Origin of the sequence: Flagellimonas ochracea, assembly GCF_009903685.1 — a bacterium.
GTDB classification, from domain to species: Bacteria; Bacteroidota; Bacteroidia; order Flavobacteriales; family Flavobacteriaceae; genus Flagellimonas; species Flagellimonas ochracea.
Genome location: NZ_JAAABI010000001.1, coordinates 1,140,414 through 1,159,589 on the forward strand (window position 1 = coordinate 1,140,414; position 19,176 = coordinate 1,159,589).

19 protein-coding genes are annotated in these 19,176 nt (G+C 41.2%); 16 read left to right on the top strand and 3 right to left on the bottom strand.

All coding sequences use genetic code 11. The features are described from left to right. Window positions 1-53: 53 nt before the first annotated feature. The 9 genes from GTQ34_RS05320 (at window position 54) to GTQ34_RS05360 (ending at window position 10,488) form a co-directional block, all read left to right on the top strand. Window positions 54-518, top strand: a complete 465-nt coding sequence (locus tag GTQ34_RS05320) for a pyridoxamine 5'-phosphate oxidase family protein (protein ID WP_166522697.1) — start codon at window positions 54-56, stop codon at window positions 516-518. Window positions 519-650: 132 nt separating this feature from the next. Then, a complete protein-coding gene (ppsA, locus tag GTQ34_RS05325) occupies window positions 651-3,059 on the top strand; it encodes a phosphoenolpyruvate synthase (RefSeq protein WP_166522698.1) in 2,409 nt (802 codons plus the stop codon). An 811-nt stretch (window positions 3,060-3,870) separates the two neighbouring features. Then, window positions 3,871-4,260: a DUF302 domain-containing protein gene (locus GTQ34_RS05330; RefSeq protein ID WP_166522699.1), complete on the top strand. Its 390-nt coding sequence runs from the start codon at window positions 3,871-3,873 to the stop codon at window positions 4,258-4,260. Between the two features lie 96 nt (window positions 4,261-4,356). Then, window positions 4,357-4,968, top strand: a complete 612-nt coding sequence (locus GTQ34_RS05335; RefSeq protein ID WP_166522700.1) for a flavin reductase family protein — start codon at window positions 4,357-4,359, stop codon at window positions 4,966-4,968. Window positions 4,969-4,973: 5 nt separating this feature from the next. Further along, window positions 4,974-6,137 (top strand): M20 family metallopeptidase, encoded by a 1,164-nt coding sequence (locus tag GTQ34_RS05340; RefSeq protein ID WP_235914966.1) that lies wholly within the window; start codon window positions 4,974-4,976, stop codon window positions 6,135-6,137. Between the two features lie 4 nt (window positions 6,138-6,141). Then, window positions 6,142-7,164: a DUF1611 domain-containing protein gene (locus tag GTQ34_RS05345; RefSeq protein WP_166522702.1), complete on the top strand. Its 1,023-nt coding sequence runs from the start codon at window positions 6,142-6,144 to the stop codon at window positions 7,162-7,164. A 6-nt stretch (window positions 7,165-7,170) separates the two neighbouring features. After that, window positions 7,171-8,883 (top strand): adenosylcobalamin-dependent ribonucleoside-diphosphate reductase, encoded by a 1,713-nt coding sequence (locus tag GTQ34_RS05350; RefSeq protein ID WP_166522703.1) that lies wholly within the window; start codon window positions 7,171-7,173, stop codon window positions 8,881-8,883. A gap of 54 nt (window positions 8,884-8,937) precedes the next feature. Further along, window positions 8,938-9,582 carry a hypothetical protein gene (locus tag GTQ34_RS05355; RefSeq protein ID WP_166522704.1) on the top strand — a complete coding sequence of 215 codons (645 nt, stop codon included), beginning with the start codon at window positions 8,938-8,940 and terminating at the stop codon, window positions 9,580-9,582. Window positions 9,583-9,738: 156 nt separating this feature from the next. Then, window positions 9,739-10,488: a slipin family protein gene (locus GTQ34_RS05360; RefSeq protein ID WP_166522705.1), complete on the top strand. Its 750-nt coding sequence runs from the start codon at window positions 9,739-9,741 to the stop codon at window positions 10,486-10,488. Between the two features lie 40 nt (window positions 10,489-10,528). Here the strand turns inward: GTQ34_RS05360 and GTQ34_RS05365 are convergent, their stop codons facing one another. Continuing rightward, the gene (locus tag GTQ34_RS05365; protein WP_166522706.1) at window positions 10,529-10,990 is read right to left on the bottom strand and encodes a hypothetical protein; all 462 of its coding nucleotides are present in this window, start codon (window positions 10,988-10,990) and stop codon (window positions 10,529-10,531) included. Window positions 10,991-11,357: 367 nt separating this feature from the next. Here GTQ34_RS05365 and GTQ34_RS05370 point away from each other — a divergent pair, with 367 nt between their 5' ends. The 7 genes from GTQ34_RS05370 to GTQ34_RS05400 all read left to right on the top strand — a co-directional run bounded on the left by GTQ34_RS05370 (window position 11,358) and on the right by GTQ34_RS05400 (window position 17,749). After that, entirely contained in the window at window positions 11,358-12,338 is a 981-nt protein-coding gene (locus tag GTQ34_RS05370; protein WP_166522707.1) for an NAD(P)-dependent alcohol dehydrogenase, read from the top strand. Between the two features lie 61 nt (window positions 12,339-12,399). Further along, window positions 12,400-13,110, top strand: coding sequence for a DUF4386 domain-containing protein (locus GTQ34_RS05375; RefSeq protein ID WP_208103826.1), 711 nt, complete (start codon window positions 12,400-12,402; stop codon window positions 13,108-13,110). Between the two features lie 257 nt (window positions 13,111-13,367). Continuing rightward, a complete protein-coding gene (locus tag GTQ34_RS05380) occupies window positions 13,368-15,203 on the top strand; it encodes an FAD-dependent oxidoreductase (RefSeq protein ID WP_166522708.1) in 1,836 nt (611 codons plus the stop codon). A 135-nt stretch (window positions 15,204-15,338) separates the two neighbouring features. Further along, on the top strand, window positions 15,339-15,971 hold the full coding sequence (locus tag GTQ34_RS05385; RefSeq protein WP_166522709.1) for a DUF4386 domain-containing protein: 633 nt from the start codon (window positions 15,339-15,341) through the stop codon (window positions 15,969-15,971). A 68-nt stretch (window positions 15,972-16,039) separates the two neighbouring features. Beyond that, window positions 16,040-16,555 (top strand): flavodoxin domain-containing protein, encoded by a 516-nt coding sequence (locus GTQ34_RS05390; RefSeq protein WP_166522710.1) that lies wholly within the window; start codon window positions 16,040-16,042, stop codon window positions 16,553-16,555. Window positions 16,556-16,594: 39 nt separating this feature from the next. Next, a complete protein-coding gene (locus GTQ34_RS05395) occupies window positions 16,595-17,005 on the top strand; it encodes a nuclear transport factor 2 family protein (RefSeq protein WP_166522711.1) in 411 nt (136 codons plus the stop codon). Between the two features lie 66 nt (window positions 17,006-17,071). Further along, window positions 17,072-17,749, top strand: coding sequence for a hypothetical protein (locus tag GTQ34_RS05400; RefSeq protein ID WP_166522712.1), 678 nt, complete (start codon window positions 17,072-17,074; stop codon window positions 17,747-17,749). 109 nt (window positions 17,750-17,858) lie between these two features. Here GTQ34_RS05400 and GTQ34_RS05405 read toward each other — a convergent pair whose 3' ends face one another. Then, window positions 17,859-18,350 (bottom strand): hydrolase, encoded by a 492-nt coding sequence (locus GTQ34_RS05405; RefSeq protein ID WP_166522713.1) that lies wholly within the window; start codon window positions 18,348-18,350, stop codon window positions 17,859-17,861. Between the two features lie 46 nt (window positions 18,351-18,396). Beyond that, window positions 18,397-19,176 carry a GNAT family N-acetyltransferase gene (locus tag GTQ34_RS05410; RefSeq protein WP_166522714.1) on the bottom strand — a complete coding sequence of 260 codons (780 nt, stop codon included), beginning with the start codon at window positions 19,174-19,176 and terminating at the stop codon, window positions 18,397-18,399.

Here is a 19,176-nt window from a genome sequence, read left to right on the forward strand (position 1 = left end):
AAAGTCATTCCGGAAATTTGAATAGTGTTCTAGTTTTGGATAAAATTAGGGCAATGATAAAAGAGTTGAAACCAGAAGAGTGTAAAGGACTGCTCAAAAACCATTATGTGGGCAGATTGGCCTACCTAGCAGGGAAGGTTCCATTTGTAGCTCCCATTACCTACTTCTATTATAGCGAAGATGGCAATGATAGCATTATCAGTTATTCTCTTGAAGGCCATAAAATTGATGCCATGCGAAATCATCAAAATGTATCCCTACAGGTAGATGAAATTGAATCGATAAACAAATGGAAATCGGTTTTGGCACATGGAGCGTTTGAAGAACTTCATCAGATAGATGCCAAAAGACTATTGCACAAGTTTGCACAAGGAGTAAAAGATCTCATCAATCGTGATCCTGACAAAAATGTTCAGTTCATCCAGGATTTTTCCAGCAAATTACAGGCTGAGAATGATTCACCTATTGTATATCGAATTAACATCCATGAAATAACAGGAAAACAAAGGGAAGGTTAAACCAAATGCCTCCCTTTATTTCTGACGGTAGATTTGCATTTTTATCCAAACACAATTCCAACTATTTGATTCGACCAAAGGAATCATTCAAAGGGAACAAAGTAAAAGGGAACTGGCGTAAACCTGAAAAACATGGCTATCCACATTAAACACTTCAATGAAATAAGAATAGGCAATATACCCGAGGTAGGTGGTAAAAATGCCTCTTTGGGAGAGATGTATAATCAATTGACCCAACAGGGGGTTCGTGTACCCGATGGATTTTCAACCACGGCAAAAGCTTTTTGGACCTTCCTGGACGAAAACTCCCTACGCAAACCCTTGCAAAAAATACTTGGAGCATTGGATACCAAAACCTATTCGAATTTGGCCAAAACAGGTGAAAAAGCAAGAAATCTGATCTTAAATGGACACTTTTCCCCGAACTTTTCAAAAGAAATAATCGATACCTATAAAAAACTGTCAAAAGATAGGCCAATTGCGGTAGCCGTTCGCAGTAGTGCAACAGCCGAGGATCTTCCCAGTGCAAGTTTTGCAGGCCAACATGATACATTTCTAAACATTCGAGGGAAAAACGCCTTGCTTGAAGCAGTTAAAAAATGTTTTGCTTCGCTCTATACCAATCGCGCCATTAAGTATCGAGAAGATAAAGGTTTTGCACACAATGACGTGGCACTATCGGTAGGTGTACAGAAAATGGTAAGGGCCGACAAAGGTTGCTCGGGCGTGGGCTTTACCATTGAACCTGAATCTGGTTTTGAAAATGCAATCCTGCTTTCTGGCGTATGGGGGCTAGGTGAGAACATTGTTCAGGGTAATGTCAACCCTGACGAATTTTATGTTTTTAAACCAGCTTTGCAAAAAGGCCATTTTCCGATTTTTCAGAAGAAAATGGGTGATAAGCGACTGACCATGGTTTACAGCAAGAAAAAAAACGGAGGCACAACAGTCAACACCCCAACTCCCCGTTCAAAACAAGAACAATTTATACTCACTGATGATGAAATTGTTCAAATGGCCCATTGGGCCCTTGCCATTGAGCAACATTACCAAAAACCCATGGACATCGAATGGGCCAAAGACGGCATTACCCAAGAACTCTTTGTTTTACAAGCACGACCGGAAACGGTACACCAACAAAGGAACAAAAACATCCATATTGAGTATAAACTACTAGAAAAGGGTATGGTACTGACCACAGGCAACGCAGTGGGCTCAAAGATCAAAATTGGAACGGCACTACAATTGGGTTCACCAAAAGAAGCCAAAAATCTTAGACCTGAACACATCATTGTTACCGATACCATAACCCCCGATTGGGATCCTTTGTTAAAACAGGTGGGCGGTATAATCACCAATAAAGGCGGTCGTACGAGCCATGCCGCCATCGTTGCCCGTGAACTGGGGGTCCCCGCAATTGTGGGCTGCGGCAATGCCACCAGTACAATACAAGATGAACAGGTCATTACAGTTTCATGTGCTCAAGGAAAAACGGGTTACGTGTATGGCGGAAAACTTGATTATGAGGAAACCGAAGTGGATTTTTCAAACATCCATCTGCCTAAAACCGAGGTTAAGATGATATTGGCCGACCCTGAAAATGCCTTTCAGCTTTCATTTTATCCCAATATGGGTGTAGGGCTTTTACGGATGGAATTCATTATCACCCATTTTGTAAAGATACACCCCATGGCATTGGTCAAGTTTGAATTGATAAAGAACATGGACGCTATTAGAAAGATTGAAAAACTGACCAAAGGATATGTAAAAAAGACCGACTACTTTGTAGACCAACTCGCCCAAGGGATTGCCACAATCGCCGCAGCCTTTTATCCAAAAGAAGTGATTGTTCGACTTAGTGATTTCAAGACAAATGAATACGCCAACCTTATTGGGGGTAAGGATTTTGAGCCCAAAGAAGAGAATCCCATGCTAGGTTTTAGGGGTGCTAGCCGATATTACAGCGAATTGTACAAAGAAGGATTTGCCCTTGAGTGTGCGGCCATTAAAAAAGTGCGGGAGGCCATGGGCCTACAAAATCTTAAAGTAATGGTCCCTTTTTGCCGTACTTTGGAAGAAGCCCGAAAAACGTTGGACATTATGGGTCAAAATGGACTCAAACGTAGTGAAAATGGCCTTGAAATCTATACCATGGTAGAAATACCTAGCAATGTGATTTTAGCAAGAGAGTTCGCCAAATTATTCGATGGTTTTTCCATAGGTTCAAACGACCTAACACAGCTCACCCTAGGCGTAGACCGCGACTCAGAAATTATGGGCAAACTTTTTGATGAGAACGACCCTGCCGCCAAACGAATGATAGCCATGGCCATTGATGCAGCCCGTGAAACAAACACCAAGATAGGGCTCTGTGGGCAAGCGCCCAGCGATTTTCCTGATTTCGCCACTTTCTTGGTCCAAGAAGGCATAGATAGTATTTCTTTTAACCCTGATGCCTTGTTGCAGGGCATCGAGAACATTAACAAGGCTGAAGAAAAATTGCCGGACAGGATAAATAAGGTTTCTGAAAAACTTCATTAAATCATGCAAAGTATCACCAAATTGGTTACAAACCATCTAAGAAAGGGCATTTGCTTAGAACGGCTGTATATGTTAAAAATTGAAAAAAAATTCCAAACTGACCTAAGTCATTTCAAAATTTGGTTTTCGAACCTATATTCGTGTCATAATCGATAATTAGTATCGTTCTTTGAAAAGAAACACATTGGATTTTTGATCGTGGGGATAAAAAATCTATGGAAAAGGAAGAAGTTACAATGCTCTTTACACCTTTTGAGTCAAGAAAAGGTTTAGCAATAAGCCTAAGTAAGGTCCAGTGTAAGTGGTCATTGGGTGGAGTAACATCTTCTTTGGAACCGGAACATTTCGATGTTCCGGTTTCTTTTATAAAAACTACGTTCTTTTAACACAGTATAGGACTTCTAAGCAACAATGCCTTAGCGGTCATAAATGGGTATCGCGAGTATCCTGTCGGTCTTGACATCTTTTGGTTTACGTATTCGATACGTTCCGAATCGGATGACAAAATAGGCATTTGCGATGCCGAAATTAAAGGACTGGAACACCCTACTGTTCCAGTCTTTTAAAATAACAAAGGAAAATTCAATATTACCGCAAGGTGGTATTGGGTGTAAGTTGTGATGCAGTCACCTGTTAAACGTTAATCCTTGTTTTATTTTAGCAATAAGATGACTTAAGGATTGTCGAAACACATGGACCTAATTACAACTTATAAAGGAAACAGGAGGCCACTGGCTTCCTGTTTTCATTTTGAACCTTCCCAACTCATTTAAAAAAGACCCAAAAACAACAGAAAAGATTATTAGATAAAATGGAATATTATTTAAGCAAAGTAGTAAGAGATTCTTCTTTTGAAGAAGTCGTGGAAAGAACGATTGAAGCATTGAAACAGGAAGGCTTCGGAATACTTAGTGAAATTGACATCAGGGCTACCCTTAAGAAAAAGTTGGACGTCAATTTTCCCAACTACAAAATTCTTGGTGCGTGCAACCCTCCTTTCGCTTATAAGGCCCTCAAGGCTGAAGATAAGATAGGCACCATGTTGCCTTGCAACGTTATTGTGCGTGAAGCGGATGGCGAAACCATTGAAGTAGCTGCCGTTGATCCCATAGCGTCAATGATGGCCGTTGGAAACGAATCCTTGGCAGGTATAGCTGAAGAGGTACGCGATAAATTGAAAAAAGCGGTCAATAGTCTTTAGTTGTTTTACGGCTGTTGATTAAGCCAACAGTTAACCTGACCAATATCATTGAAAATCCCTATCCACAACCTTAACTTTAAAACAGTGCAATAGGTTATGGATACATTAAAACTCGAACGCTTTACCTCTTTAGATTTAGGACTGCCCATTTGGGATCGTATATTTACCATTGCCCCTTTAGTTGCCATAGGCACCAAGGAAGGTGATGGCTATGACATGGCTCCAAAACACATGGCCATGCCAATGGGTTGGGACCATTATTTTGGCTTTGTCTGCACCCCAAAACATGGTACCTACCAAAACATAAAAAGTAATGGGAGGTTCACAGTAAGTTTTCCCAAACCTGATCAAATCGTCTTTACCTCGCTGAGCGCTTCCCCGCGTTTAGAGGACATTTCCAAGTCCAAGGGAACTTTGAGCACGCTCCCTCTGGTGCAAGCCGTTACCATGGATGCACCACTTTTACGGGATGCCTATTTATATCTAGAATGTGAACTGTACAAAATTATTGATGGGTTTAATGAAAATAGCCTCATTACGGGCACTATAAAGGCTGCCCACGCACACAATGATTATCTGCGGGTTTTTGAAAAAGACGAAAGGGAACAATTGCAAAAAAATCCCCTCTTGGCCTATATCGCACCAAATAGATATGCAAAAATTGGAGAGACTTACACCTTTCCTTTTCCTAAAGACTTTAAAAAATGATATGCATGGCTACGGATATTGCTTCGGAAGTATTGGATTATCTAAAAGCACACCAAGAAGAACAAGTGGAGCTACTCAAACAATTGGTAAAACTGGAATCTCCCTCAAATGATGTAGAGTCACAAATAGAAATCCTTCGATTCCTAGGAAAAAAATTGAATGAACTTGATTTTCATACAGTACATATGCCAGGGTCAAAAACAGGTGGTTATCTCTACGCGCGTCCAAAGAATGGTAACAGGCAAAGATCGTTACAGCTCCTTTTGGGCCATTGCGATACGGTTTGGAAAAAGGAAACGCTTAAAGAGATGCCTATCTTAAAGCGTAATGGCAAACTCACCGGTCCTGGAATCTATGATATGAAAGCGGGACTTACCCAAATGATTTTTTCCATAAAGGCCATCAAGGAATTGGGCCTAAGCCCATCTTTGACCCCTGTAGTACTCATTAACTCCGATGAGGAAATTGGCAGTAGAGAATCGCGAAACGCCATTAAAAGATTAGCAAAAATCAGCGAACGAGTTTTTGTCATGGAACCTCCGTTGGGCCTAGAGGGAAAATTAAAAACCGCTCGAAAAGGTATAGGCCGTTTTACAATTACTGTAACTGGTAAGGCAGCCCATGCGGGTTTGGACCCGGGTAAGGGCATCAATGCTATCGTGGAACTTTCCCATCAAGTGCAACAACTCTTTGCAATGAACGATTTTGAAAAGGGAATTACCGTAAATGTGGGAACCATACAAGGAGGAATATCGCCTAATGTAGTGGCTCCCCAAGGAAAAGCTGTTATAGACGTTCGAGTATCGAACAACAAAGATGGCAAAGCCATAACCAAAAAAATATATGGATTAAAACCAAGCATCCCTGATGTAAAGATTCAAATAGAGGGTGGTATGGGCCGACTACCCATGGAACGTACTCCTAGAAACCAGAAGCTTTGGAAATTGGCCAAAGCAAAAGCCTTGTTCTTAGGATTGGAATTGGAAGAGGCAACTGCAGGAGGTGGTTCTGATGGTAATACCACCAGCCCGTATACAGCCACATTGGATGGACTTGGCACAACCGGTGATGGCGCTCATGCCTTGCACGAATATATTTTTACAAATCAATTGTCCCAAAGGACTGCATTGTTGACATTATTGCTTTTATCAGACTCAGTAAAAGAATAACATTATGGACCACAAATATATATATGCCTCATTAACTCGAATATCCGATTTACACAAAGAAGGATTCGAAGTTAAACCCATACCTAAAAAACAATGGGAAACTGGAGATTATGTTATCTGCAGAATAACGAATCCTGGGAGTAATGCCCTCAATCTTGAGCTACCCAGCGGAAGGATGCGTGGCGTCATCGGAGGGGAACAACTTATAGGTGCCTTGGGAGAACGTTATGCCACTTTGGAAGCAACAGGCACTTGGAAAGAAGTCAAGGACGACCTAAAAATGCACGTGCTGACTGCTGCCGGACTACTGGGAAAACTCACTTCAAAATCAGCCTTTATCCCCAACATGATGGAAGTCGTATACTTGGGGCATACCCATCGCAATGGGAAAAAACTGAATATGCACGATTTTGTAAAACCTGTAAAACCCGTTCACTTTGAAACACCAGTTATCCTTTTTATGGGCACTTCAATGTCCGCTGGCAAAACCACCTCGGCACGCATTGTAACCCATCTATTTAAAATGGCAGGGTATAAGGTTGCAGGGGCCAAGTTGACGGGTGCAGGACGGTTCAAAGACATACTTGCCATCAAAGATGTGGGTGCGGACAGCATACTTGATTTTGTAGATGCCGGTCTCCCCTCTTCCATTTGTCCAAGAGAGAGGTACCAAGAAGCACTGCAACAAATGCTTGGTAGAATCCAAAATGAAAAAGCAGATATAGTCATAATTGAAATTGGCGCCTCTCCTCTAGAACCCTATAATGGAGCGACCGCCTTCGAGGCCATCAAGGAACAGATAAGGTGCATTGTTTTAGCTGCTTCAGATCCTTATGCCGTACATGGGCTTATGAAGGCGTTTGATGTTGTTCCAGATATTGTGACTGGAATTGCTTCCAACACACTCGCTGGAATCCAAATGGTTGAAAAACTATGTGGCGTAAAAGCACTTAACCTGATTGACGCCAAAAACACCGAGGAATTGAAGCAAATCCTTTCCGATAGGACAGGATTTTCACTGGAATAAAAAGAAATGCTCACAGAAAACAGCATACAAATTTTAAAGGCCCGCTACTTACTAAAACGAGAGGACGGTAAAATCTTGGAAACACCAAGGGAGCTTTTTCAACGGGTGGCCCAACATGTAACAATTATAGAGACCAAGAACCAATCACAATGGGCAGATACTTTCTTTAATGCTATGGCCAACCTCGAATTTCTACCAAATTCACCTACTCTAATGAACGCTGGTCTCGAAAATGGTCAGTTGAGTGCCTGTTTCGTATTACCCGTAGAAGATGGTCTCAGTTCCATTTTCGAAACGTTAAAAAATGCTGCTTTAATCCACCAAAGTGGTGGAGGTACTGGATACAACTTCTCAAAACTCAGGCCTAAGGGTGACCAGGTAAGTGCTTCAGGAGGGGTATCTTCTGGGCCAATAGCTTTCCTGAAGCTATATGATTCCGCGACGGAACATGTGAAACAAGGAGGTAGGCGACGAGGTGCCAATATGGGTATTCTGAATGTAGATCATCCAGATATTCGAGAATTTATCTATGCCAAATCGAAAGAAGGTAGTCTTGAAAATTTTAACATCTCTGTGGGAATCACGGATGATTTCATGCAAGCGGTGAAGGATAACGCAGATTGGAACTTGGTCAATCCAAGAACCAAAAAAGTTCAGAAAACGATACGTGCAGTGCAACTATGGGATGCAATTGTTAAATCGGCATGGCACACCGGGGATCCCGGTATCATTTTTTTGGATACCATAAATCGCGACAATCCAACTCCCGGACAGGGTCGGATAGAAAGTACCAATCCCTGTGGTGAGGTTCCGTTATTGGATTATGAAAGCTGTAATCTCGGTTCGTTAAACCTCATGAAAGTACTCAAAAAAGAAGACGGCAAGCCAATCGTGGATTGGGCCAAACTAGAATCGTTGATCTCAGTTGCCATTCGTTTTCTGGACAATGTAATCTCTACAAATCATTACGTACTACCACAAATCAAAAAAAGAAGCACTAACAACCGTAAAATAGGCCTAGGAGTTATGGGATGGGCAGAACTGTTGATTTCATTGGGAATCCCCTATGATTCCGACGATGCTGTTCGTTTGGGAGAACAACTTATGGAGTTCATCAAAGTTAAGAGTTATGAGGCTTCTCGTGCTTTGGCAAAGGAGCGGGGAACATTTGCATCTTGGGAGCAAAGTATTCACTATCCACATGCACCTATTAGAAATGCCACTTGCAATAGCATAGCTCCCACAGGTACTATTTCGGTAATTGCTGGTACATCATATTCCATAGAACCTTTGTATGCCCTTGCCTTTAAACGGGTTGGTATTCTGGAAAATAAGACCCAAATGGAACTTAACAGTATTTTCGTTAGTGAAATGAAGCTATTGGGGCTATGGAATGAAAAGACGAAAGCGAAGGTTTTGGAAACGGGAAGTGTTCAACATATTAAGTACATTCCTGTAGATGTAAAACGTTTGTTCAAGACCAGCATGGAAATTCCTTGGAAATATCATCTATTGCATCAGAAGGCCTTTCAGAAGCATACTGACAATGCCGTTTCCAAAACCATCAATCTACCCAAAACAGTTTCTTTAAAAGATGTTTCAAAAATTTATAAAATGGCTTGGGAGTATGGGTTAAAGGGCATCACCATTTATCGTGATGGCAGCAAAGAGAGACAAGTGCTCCAAAAATGCAGTTTTGAGGTAAATACTGTATGTTGAATCACTATATCCTTGATTCCAAATGGAAAATTGGGAATTAAATATCCTTACTGAATGAAAAGTAACTTTTGGCACAATCGTAACATAGTTTTATTGTTTCCCGTATTCGGAATGATTCTATTTGTGTTGCTTTACATATTGGCGGCCCTTGCCTACCCAGGTGGGTCATATACCAATCCCAATCACGATGCCTTTAGTTTTTGGAACAATTATCTCTGTGATTTGTTGGACACCTATACGGTGAGCGGTGTTTTAAATTCCGGCCGTATTTTTGCTAGGCTGGCCCTGTTGGTACTTTGCCTAAGCCTCATATTGCTATGGTATCATCTTCCCAAACTTTTTTCAAGTAAAAACAAGTACCATCGTATTATGCAGATAAGCGGAATTATATCATTGGGCATTACACTGCTTTTGTCGGATGGCAACCATGATTTAATTGTTCGAATTGCTGGGGTATTTGGTGTGATTGCCCTGCTGGCTACTTTTGTTGAGCTCTTCAAAGCCAAGTTTTATTTCCTTTTTTCCCTTGGGATTTTTTGCTTGATCATCTTTTTTATCAATTACTACATTTATGAGACCGGCGTTTATATAGGGATACTTCCGATAATCCAGAAAGTAACATTTGCTGGGTTTATTTGTTGGTTTCTACTGCTCAATATTTTATTATATCGTAAACAAAATACCGTTTTTGAATTGTAAAGAAATTTATAGCTGAGGACAGTGGTTGGGGTAAAACCAAAAAGGGACTTGCAAAATAAGTTTTAGGTTATTAGTAACTCCTTTTCTCTAAATTTTTCGTAAATTAAAAAAACATATTTCCTCACAAATATTCCAAAAACTTAAATACGTTCAGCTATGAATCTTCCACTCTTCTTCTCTATTTTACTTGGTATTATTTTACTTGCCGGCATACGCATCGTTTTTGAATACAAAAGGGCATTGAAGTTTCGTTTTGGTAAGTATGTCAAAACGTTGCAACCCGGTTTTCGATGGATTATTCCCCTAGTGGAAACCATTCAAGTGGTTGATATCCGAGTTATCACAATCAATATTGTATCGCAAGAGGTCATGACCGAGGATAATGTGCCTTGTAGCATCGACGGTGTTGTATTCTTTAAAATAAATGACCCGGAAAAGGCTGTTCTGGAGGTGGAAGAGTATCATTTTGCCATAACTCAACTCTCTCAAGCAGCCCTCCGGGATGTCTGTGGGAAAGTAGAACTGGATACCATTCTATCCAAAAGAGAGGAAATGGGCAAGAACATCAAAAGTATTGTGGAAACAGAAACCCATCATTGGGGCATTGAAATCATCGATGTAAAAATCAAAGACATTCAACTACCAGAAAACATGAGAAGGATGATGGCAAACCAAGCCGAGGCCGAACGTTCCCGCAGGGCCCGAATCATTTTGGCAGAAGCTGAGAATCAGGCTGCTGCAAAATTGTTGGAGGCGGGTCTTCAAATAGACAAATCTCCCTCAGCCATCAAATTACGGCTGTACCAGACCTTATCGAACATTGCAGCCGAAAAGAATTCCACTATTCTATTTCCCTTTCCAGAAGAGGTGTTGCCCAGAAAGTCCAAAGAAACCGGTTCACAATAGAAAGAATTCGTATTCTTTGTTTTTATAATTAGCCTACCTTCTAATGAACCGAGCAATCCCTGCGGGTACTGGGTAAGTGTGTCAGAAACACAATGAGTATGCCCAACATGGTGTAAGCAAAATGAAGTAGCCCAAATTCAATGCCGAAAAAGAGCTGCATGTTGATCCAAAGTATCAGTAACAATCCCGAATAATACGAAAATGTCCATGACCAATGCTGGTCTTTATAAGGATTCATCTTCTGCATCCATTTTTTTTCTTTTCTGACAATCAATCCGTAAACTGCCAAAAGTGGGAAAATCCCGAAAAGAGTTATCAAAAAAAAGCCTGGAATCAAAAAATCCTTAAAAGGTGACCTTTGCAACTGGTCAAGCAATTCCGGTGGGAAACCGATGCTCTCACCCGAAGGGTCCATGACTAAACTGAATCCAGATGGAATGGCGCCAATCGCTAAAAAAATGAGCAATGCTATCAACAGATAACTCGAAATCGTTCTTTTCATTTGAATTTACCGTTTTGAGATTTCCTTTCTTTCTTTAATCTTCCTTAACCCTAAACCTTAAGGTATCTTTCCTCCTTATCAATAAAAATGACCTCAATCACTCTAAATACGTTCCTATTGTGCTTTTTAAGGATTAGAATGCATTTTCGTAGATGATCAGAATCATTTTCTAGAATCCAAAGGGCCATTAATTTGACATATTGAATTAAATGTGTACCGAATTAAAACAATTTAAGAATTTGGAAAAGTATATTTAGCCAGTTATGGAATATAAAAATGATATGAAAATCTTTTCAGTCACCAAAAAAGGCATATTATTCTATAGTGAATCAAAAGAATGTAAAATACACTGTTAAATCCGACCTTAATGAAAGCCTTGGTATTTGAAAAATACGGTCCTCCTGAAATAATGAAATTTGCAGAAGTGCAAAAACCAAAACCCAAGGAAAATGAAGTGCTTGTCAATGTCCATGCGGTATCCTTGAATGGATCGGATTTTGAATTTCTAACCGCTAAGCCTGCCTATATTTGCATGTTCGGGCCTTTTAAACCAAAGTACAGGATTGTTGGGTCAGATATTGCCGGTGTTGTGGAGGAAATTGGCAGCCAAGTGACTTCATTTAGACCCGGAGACGCTGTGTTCGGTGATACGCTGAACCACGGTCTGGGTGGTCTTGCTGAGTACATCTGTGTGCCAGACAGCGCATTGATCCTAAAGCCCATAGGCATGACCTTTGCAGAAGCGTCGGCTATACCACAAGCTTCAACCGTGGCCCTCCAGGGCCTTAGAGACAAGGGAAAAATACAGCAGGGACATCAGGTTTTGATCAATGGTGCTGGTGGCGGCTCGGGTATGTTTGCCATTCAAATGGCTAAAATGTTCGGTGCGGAAGTGACAGGGGTGGACAGCTCAGAGAAATTGGAGTTCATGCGTGCTATTGGCTCAGACCACGTATTGGATTATCAAATAGAGGATTTTTCCCAAGGCAAAAGAAGTTACGATTTGATTCTCGATTTTGCCGCCCATCAATCTATTTTCGATATCAAACGCGCTTTAAAACCACATGGGAAATATGTGATTGTAGGAGGCTCGGTTCCCAATATTCTTCAAACCTTGACCATTGGGGCTATACTGTCGCAATTTGGTAGCAAAAAAATGGGAATGCTTTTGCACAAACAAAACCACAAAGATTTGGGGTACGTGGTGGACCTTATCAATGAAGGAAAAATCAAAATCATGATAGACAAGTATTACCCGTACGAAAAGTCCGTGGAGGCACTCCGTTATCTTATGGATGGTCATGCCAAGGGAAAGGTGATCATATCCCTAAAAAATGAAAAGGCCTAGGTTGTTGTATCTAACAAATTAACCTCTAAGTAAGAATCAGTATTGATTAAAACCAAAGACAATGTCAACATTTGATAAGCCCACCAAAAGTATGCAATTATCACTTCGCCAAGCAGGATTGACGGCAGGTTGGGGGTTGTTGTTGATGACCTTTTTTGCGCTCTATGCCTTCTACTATGTTTTTGAAAACCTAATTGTACCTGAAGATGTAAACACCACCGTTGAAAACATTATGGGAAATGAACAACAATTCCGAATTGGTATTTGCAGCTATTTGGTAGTTATTATCCTTGACATTCTGGTGGCTTGGGCACTCTACGTGTTTCTTAAACCAGTTAACAGCAATATTTCTTTATTGACCGCATGGTTTCGGTTGATTTATTCAGGCATTTATGCAGTCGCCTTGGCAAATTATTTTAAGGTGCTGGAGTTTTTGAACAGTACAGAACTCTTGAGCGAATCAGGAAGAAATGGGCTAAATGCAGAAATAATGCTTTCCCTCAATGCATTTAATGATACTTGGGCCATTGGATTCGCGTTTTTTGGCCTTCATCTTTTTTTATTGGGCTATTTGGCCTTTAAGGCAGACTACGTCCCAAAAATTTGGGGAGTCCTATTACTGATTGCCGGTCTGAGTTATTTGATTGATTATTTTTTTCGTTTTCTCTTTCCTGAAGTCAATCTCCCTCTAAGCACCTATTTAGGTTGGGGTGAACCTGTATTTATGTTTTGGCTGTTGTTCAAAGGAGGGAAATCGGTACAAAAAAAATAGTAAAAAAGGATTTCTTGCCCATGAACTCATTTCCATTAGACAATTTTTTCTGATCAAGTTAATCTGCAAAACAAATTCAGATATAAACGATACAATACTGATATTCATCATTTTAAAATGTGGTTATCAGCACTAACTTCACCTCGCCTATTGCAATTCAGGAAAAGTAAATCCCTGTCTTACGGTTCCCATAAACATTACCTACCTCTAGTGCGTTGGTCCAACAACCAGTCGGATTGATATTAAACTACAACACCATGAAATACAACACTATTGTTCTCGGAGGAGGTTTGGCCGGGCTGACCGCAGGAGCCACCCTAGCAAAATTCGGAAAGAAAGTGCTGTTGTTGGAACAGCACCATAAACCCGGTGGTTGTGCGACCACCTTTAAACGAGGAGATTTTATCATAGAAGTTGGCCTACATGAAATGAGCGGTATAGTGGAGAATGGTACGATTCCACAAATTTTCGAAATGCTCGAAGTCGATCAAGAGGTCGATCTACTGAAAGTACCGGAATTCTATGCCGCCTATTCAGATCGGGGGAAATTCGTGTTCCCGCATGGCTATGATGCAGTGACCAAGGCGCTGATCGACAGATACCCAGAGGATGCAAAAGGAATCAAGCGCTTCTTGAAAGTGCTCGCAGGAATCCGAAAGGAAGGGACCAATCAACCGCGTTCGCGATGGGTAAAAAAGCTCATCTATCCGTTGATGCCCCTGCTCTACCCGAATCTTGTGGAAGCCGATAGACATACGGTCGGATCCTGGTTGGATAAGTACATCACCAATGAAAACGCAAAAATCGATCTAGTGGCACACCTTGCCTATTGGGGCGATGATCCCTATACCCTATCGATGTTCTACTATGGGTTGCCTTTTTCCGGCTTTATCCAGAATGGTGGTCACTTTATAAAAGGGGGGTCCCAACAGTTGTCCAATCATCTCGCAACATACATTGAAAAGAAGGGTGGCACTGTTCTACTTGGTAAAAAGGTAGAGAAGATCGTCACTGATAACGGGCGAGTGGCGGGAGTCACCTTTCGTGATCCATTTAACAACAACTTGGAACCCGTCACTGTTTCTTGTGATAATGCAATCGCCAATTGCGCCATTCCCTTGGTACCAGCTATGCTGGATGAGCCCTTTGCCAGTTCTTTGAAGGAAAGCATCGATGACAAAATCAATTCTTGCTCGCTATTGTGCATGTACCTCGGTTTCAGCAAGGATGTGGAGGAATTCGGAGTGAAACATTACTCGAATGTCATCGAGGGTGAGGATGTCAAATCCTTGAAAGACGTCAAGCCCAACCACCAGGGCGATTGGTCGAAGCGCAGATTCATTTTTGTAGACTATGGTAAGGTAGATGCCCAACTGTCACCACCCGGCAAATCAGAAGGAGTGATCTGTACGGTCGATTATCTGCAAGACTGGAAAGACCTGAACGAGGAAGACTACAAGGCGAAGAAGGAAGAAGTGGCCCAGATACTGTTACAACGATTGGAGAAACAGTTTCCTGGAATTCGGGATAGTATTGAATACTACGAAGTTTCTACATCAAAAACGATTCAACGATATACTTCGAATCCCAGTGGATCGGTGTACGGTTATGCCCAAACCAAAAAACAAACAGGAGACAAGCGATTCAGAAACAATTTCTTGATACCCAATTTGTATTTCGCATCGGCATGGGCCTTTCCAGGTGGAGGATTCGAAGGAAGCATCACGGGAGGATTCTTAGCTGCATTACAGATGAATCGAGACAAAATATGGTCAGCATGTGATGATGCAACCTATGTTGATGAGAGAATAGTTTCACTCTTGGAACGTAAACAAATCGATGACAAAACGCTGGAATTGCGTTTTGAAAAACCGATAAGATTCCAGTATCAAAAAGGACAGTATGCCATTCTTAATTTAATGGCTCCGAAAGTAACCAAATTGGATCTGCCCTATCGTTGGCTTCCCATAGTTTCTTCTCCAGAGGAAGAAAGCATACGGTTTTACATAGAACTGGATTTTAGCAGCTTTTCCAAAAGTTGTGAGCTTGCCAATATTGGTGACAGGGCCTTGGTTTTTGGTCCTACGGGTTAGGTCCCTTTTTCAACCCCAACCTACAAGCCAGTAAGGAAGAGTTTGGAGCGTTTAACCCGTGCTGAATAAAGATTCCATAGTTGTAATCTATTTTGTTTAAAATTGAAAGTATTTAACAAACCAAAAGAAAACGATATGAAAAATTTCATCACCAATGGTTCGACCAGTAAAGCTGCAGTGGTTGTCGGGGTTGCATTTATCACCTCAGCCTTAATCGTAACCTTAGTTGATGATTTTCTATTAGCCAATTTTGTTGTACCGGGTGACACAGAAGCTTTAGCCAGTGATATTGAGGCCGATGGAAAGCACTTCTTTTTTGCTGCGGTTGGTTATCTACTTGTACTTGTCCTTGATGTTATTATTGGTCTTGCGCTTTATGTAGTTCTTAAACCCGCGAACAGGAATCTTGCGGCGCTAACGGCAGGTCTTAGGCTGCTATACGCTTTTACTTTGATAATTGCATTGCTTGCTTTGGCATTTCAAATTATCGATGTTTATGGTTATGCATCCATAAAACTCTTAGGATACGTATTTTTTGCCTTGCACATCTTCGTACTTGGTTATTCGGTCTTCAAGTCAGCATATATCCCAAAAAGCCTTGGTATTTTGTTAGTGGTGGCATCTTTTACATATATCGTATTCTATGTAGATTTTCATCTGCCTGAAACACTTGAGGTAATTATAATGTCAACAATGGCTGTTGCAGAACTCGCACTAAGCATCTGGCTTTTGGTGAAAAGAAATAGGCTACCTGTTGAAAGTCGGTGACATGGCTCTGTTTTTTGAGCCTATGGGTGAGCGAACTTTTGAAAAATCAATAACTAAAACAAAGTATTATGAAGGGTGCAATTTTTTTCTCAGGCAAGTACGGCAGCACGGAACAGTATGCCAAATGGATCGGCGAAGCCACTGGACTGCCCATATTGGATATCAAAGATGACCACGCCGATCCATCAAAATATGATTTTTTGGTATTGGGCAGTTCGGTGCTGTATTTTAAGTTGACCATTAGAAAGTGGGCAAGGGCAAATTTGAGCAAGCTTAATGGCCGGTCAAAGATTTTGTTTTCGGTCTCCGGTGCCGGGGCCAGTGCCAAACTCAATAATTGGGTTGCCAACTCCTTGCCTGAGGAACTATTATCACAAATGGAGCATGTGGCCCTTGGTGGTAAGTTGGACCATTCAAAAATCAGTTGGTGGCTTCGGCAGATTTTGTGGGTCGGATCTCTTTTTAACCCCAATCCCCAAGCCCGTAAAGAAGAGCGTTATGGATTTGACCATATGGACAAGTCCAGCATTGAACCCATTGTGGAAAAAATAAAGCAACATCAACAAAGAGTAGTTTCGTCATGATTCCCAGGACCAGAATAATTAATCATAAAAATTAAAACCATGAATACGATACATCCTAACATTGCCGTTTTATCGCAGTTTGACCCAAACAATACTGCGGGTCCTTTGGAAATACTATCCGAAGATGCAGTTTTGCATTTCTTTAATCCAAAGCTACCCGATGTCCAAGGAGACTACATCGGTCCCAAAGGTTTTCAAGACTTTTTCAAAAAAATGGCAGGGTTTTCAGGTGGCAGCTTTAAAGTGCACCCTATATCCATCACCCCTATGGGAGATGAATTGGTGGTTACGCATGTTAAGGACACCATGGTATTGAACGGTCAGCGGATGGAATTGGATGCTGTGGTTGTGTGGCGCATTGTTGACGGCAAGATTACAGAGGCTTGGGACATCCCTGCCATACATACTGCCAAAGTTAGTAATCCTGATGCCGATAAATCGCCAATCTGATTTACACCAATAACTGTGTGGTTGTCAACTTATGCTTTTTAACCCAATTAAAGATTGTATAATGGGATGAAAGGAAGTAACAGAATTTACAACAAAGGTTTTACACCTAGACATCGAGCCATGGGCAGGTTTTCCTCTTGGGCAGTATGCATTCTTCTTTTGATATATATGGTTACCACTGCTCTAGGATTGCTATCACTAGAATCCTCGGATGACCCAATTGGCGATCCTTACTTCACCTTGATGGAAATATTCACATTGCTAATTGCTCCATTGATGTTGATTGGGATGTCCACAGTACATGCATACGCAGCCTTGGAAGACAAAATGTTCAGTCGTATAGCGCTTTTATGCATGGCCGTTATGGCAGGCATCACTTCCTGTGTGCATTTTACAGTCTTAACCTTGGATTTTCCGGTCGGAGACAACTCGTCGGAATGGCAACGAATGCTATTCTCATTTAGGTGGCCATCTATGGTCTATGCCCTTGACATTTTGGCGCGGGACTGGTTCTTTGCTCTTTCCATGCTTTTTGCTGCTCCGGTTTTTAAAACCGGGAATCTGGAAAAAGCAGTCAGGATGCTCATGGTCATAAGTGGGGTGCTTAGCTTGGCTGGATTGATTGGTGTTCCCTTGGACAATATGGAACTAAGGAATATTGGTATTCTAGGGTATACCCTTGTGGCAGCATCCGTATTCATGCTGATGGGTTTTGTTTTTAACAGGAAAACAAATACTACTTGAAGAAACAGGACTATTATATAACAGACCTATGCGCATCTAGATATGATAATAGTAGGTACATTGAACCTTAAGATTCCTATCAAAAAGTGAACAGGCCAAATTTTTTCCACTAATCAATCTGTGCAAATAATACCATATAGTTATGTCCTTTTTCTTTAGCACATTTCGGACAATAGGCATAATGCACATAATGGTTTTTGGTCTTCTTACCTTGTTTTTCCAAAGCAGCATCCATTTGTTTCATAAATTTTGGTACGGCTTTGTAAGGGCCGTCAAAGACTTTGCTCACAAAAGTTCCCGTGAGCGTTGCGTTCGTTGCGCCCGGAACGACATCGGTAACTGAAAGATACATCTCGGATCTAAAAGCTGTGGGATCCATGAACAACAACAGCATATCTTCCTTATTTACATCAAGCTTTTTAGCATCCTCAGCCAACTTCGTCATTTTGGTAACTCGCTTTCCAATCATGGGTGGCAAAGGAATATGAAAAAATGTAGGCACAGATTCTTTTATGAACTTTTTACGGTTCCATTCAAAAGTCTTTCCCTCCCATTTTTTGGGTTGAAAGACAGGGCAGCATTCCTCTTTTAATTGTTCCATGACGTATTATTAAAAATCTTAAAACATGATATTGGTATTATATCTTTTACGCACTTTCCATCCCTATCTGCCGCTCTTTCTTAAGAATGTTCCTAAATCGAGTGGCACTTATATAGTGGTCTTCCAATAGCTTTCCATTATGCAACAGACTAAACACGCCATAGCCAGATGGTGCGTTCTTCGCTTCTTGGGCCGTTTTCAACTTTGTAATCTTCAAATCAATATCAAAATCCATTGCCATATTCAAAAGGGCTCCAACCGATTTCTCATGCCAAGGACATTGGTCTGCATATATCAAGTGCCAATCTTTATATTTTGATTGCTGCACAGTCCAATCATATAGCCTTGGATTGGTTTCCCTAGCATCCCACTTTTTCGACAACAGATCAAATCGACCTCTCTCATCAACCTGCTGATAACCATTCTTCTCGAAAAGGCTTTTATCGGCCATCCAAGCCCCTTTACTGACCATGGCACAGACTCCCGACATTCCACAGGACAGTGCATCCTTTTCACATGCCTCCAAAAGAGCACTTCCATATCCTTTATTTCGGTCTTTTTTGGAATAGACATACATGCAATGGACGAACATAAAGTTATTGCCTCCCACAGGGCGCCATGCGTTTTCGATAGGAACATATTCAATGAACCCGATCATTTTATCATCTTCATTTTTTAGGATTCTTATCCTTAACCCTTCGTTGTGCCTTTTTTCATGCCAAATTCGTTTGCAATCAAATGCTTCGCTTTTCACATCTTTTATACAGAAGAGTGTTTCTTCCATTATGTTTTGAGGAGTGACCTCGATAATCTTAAGCTGACTCAT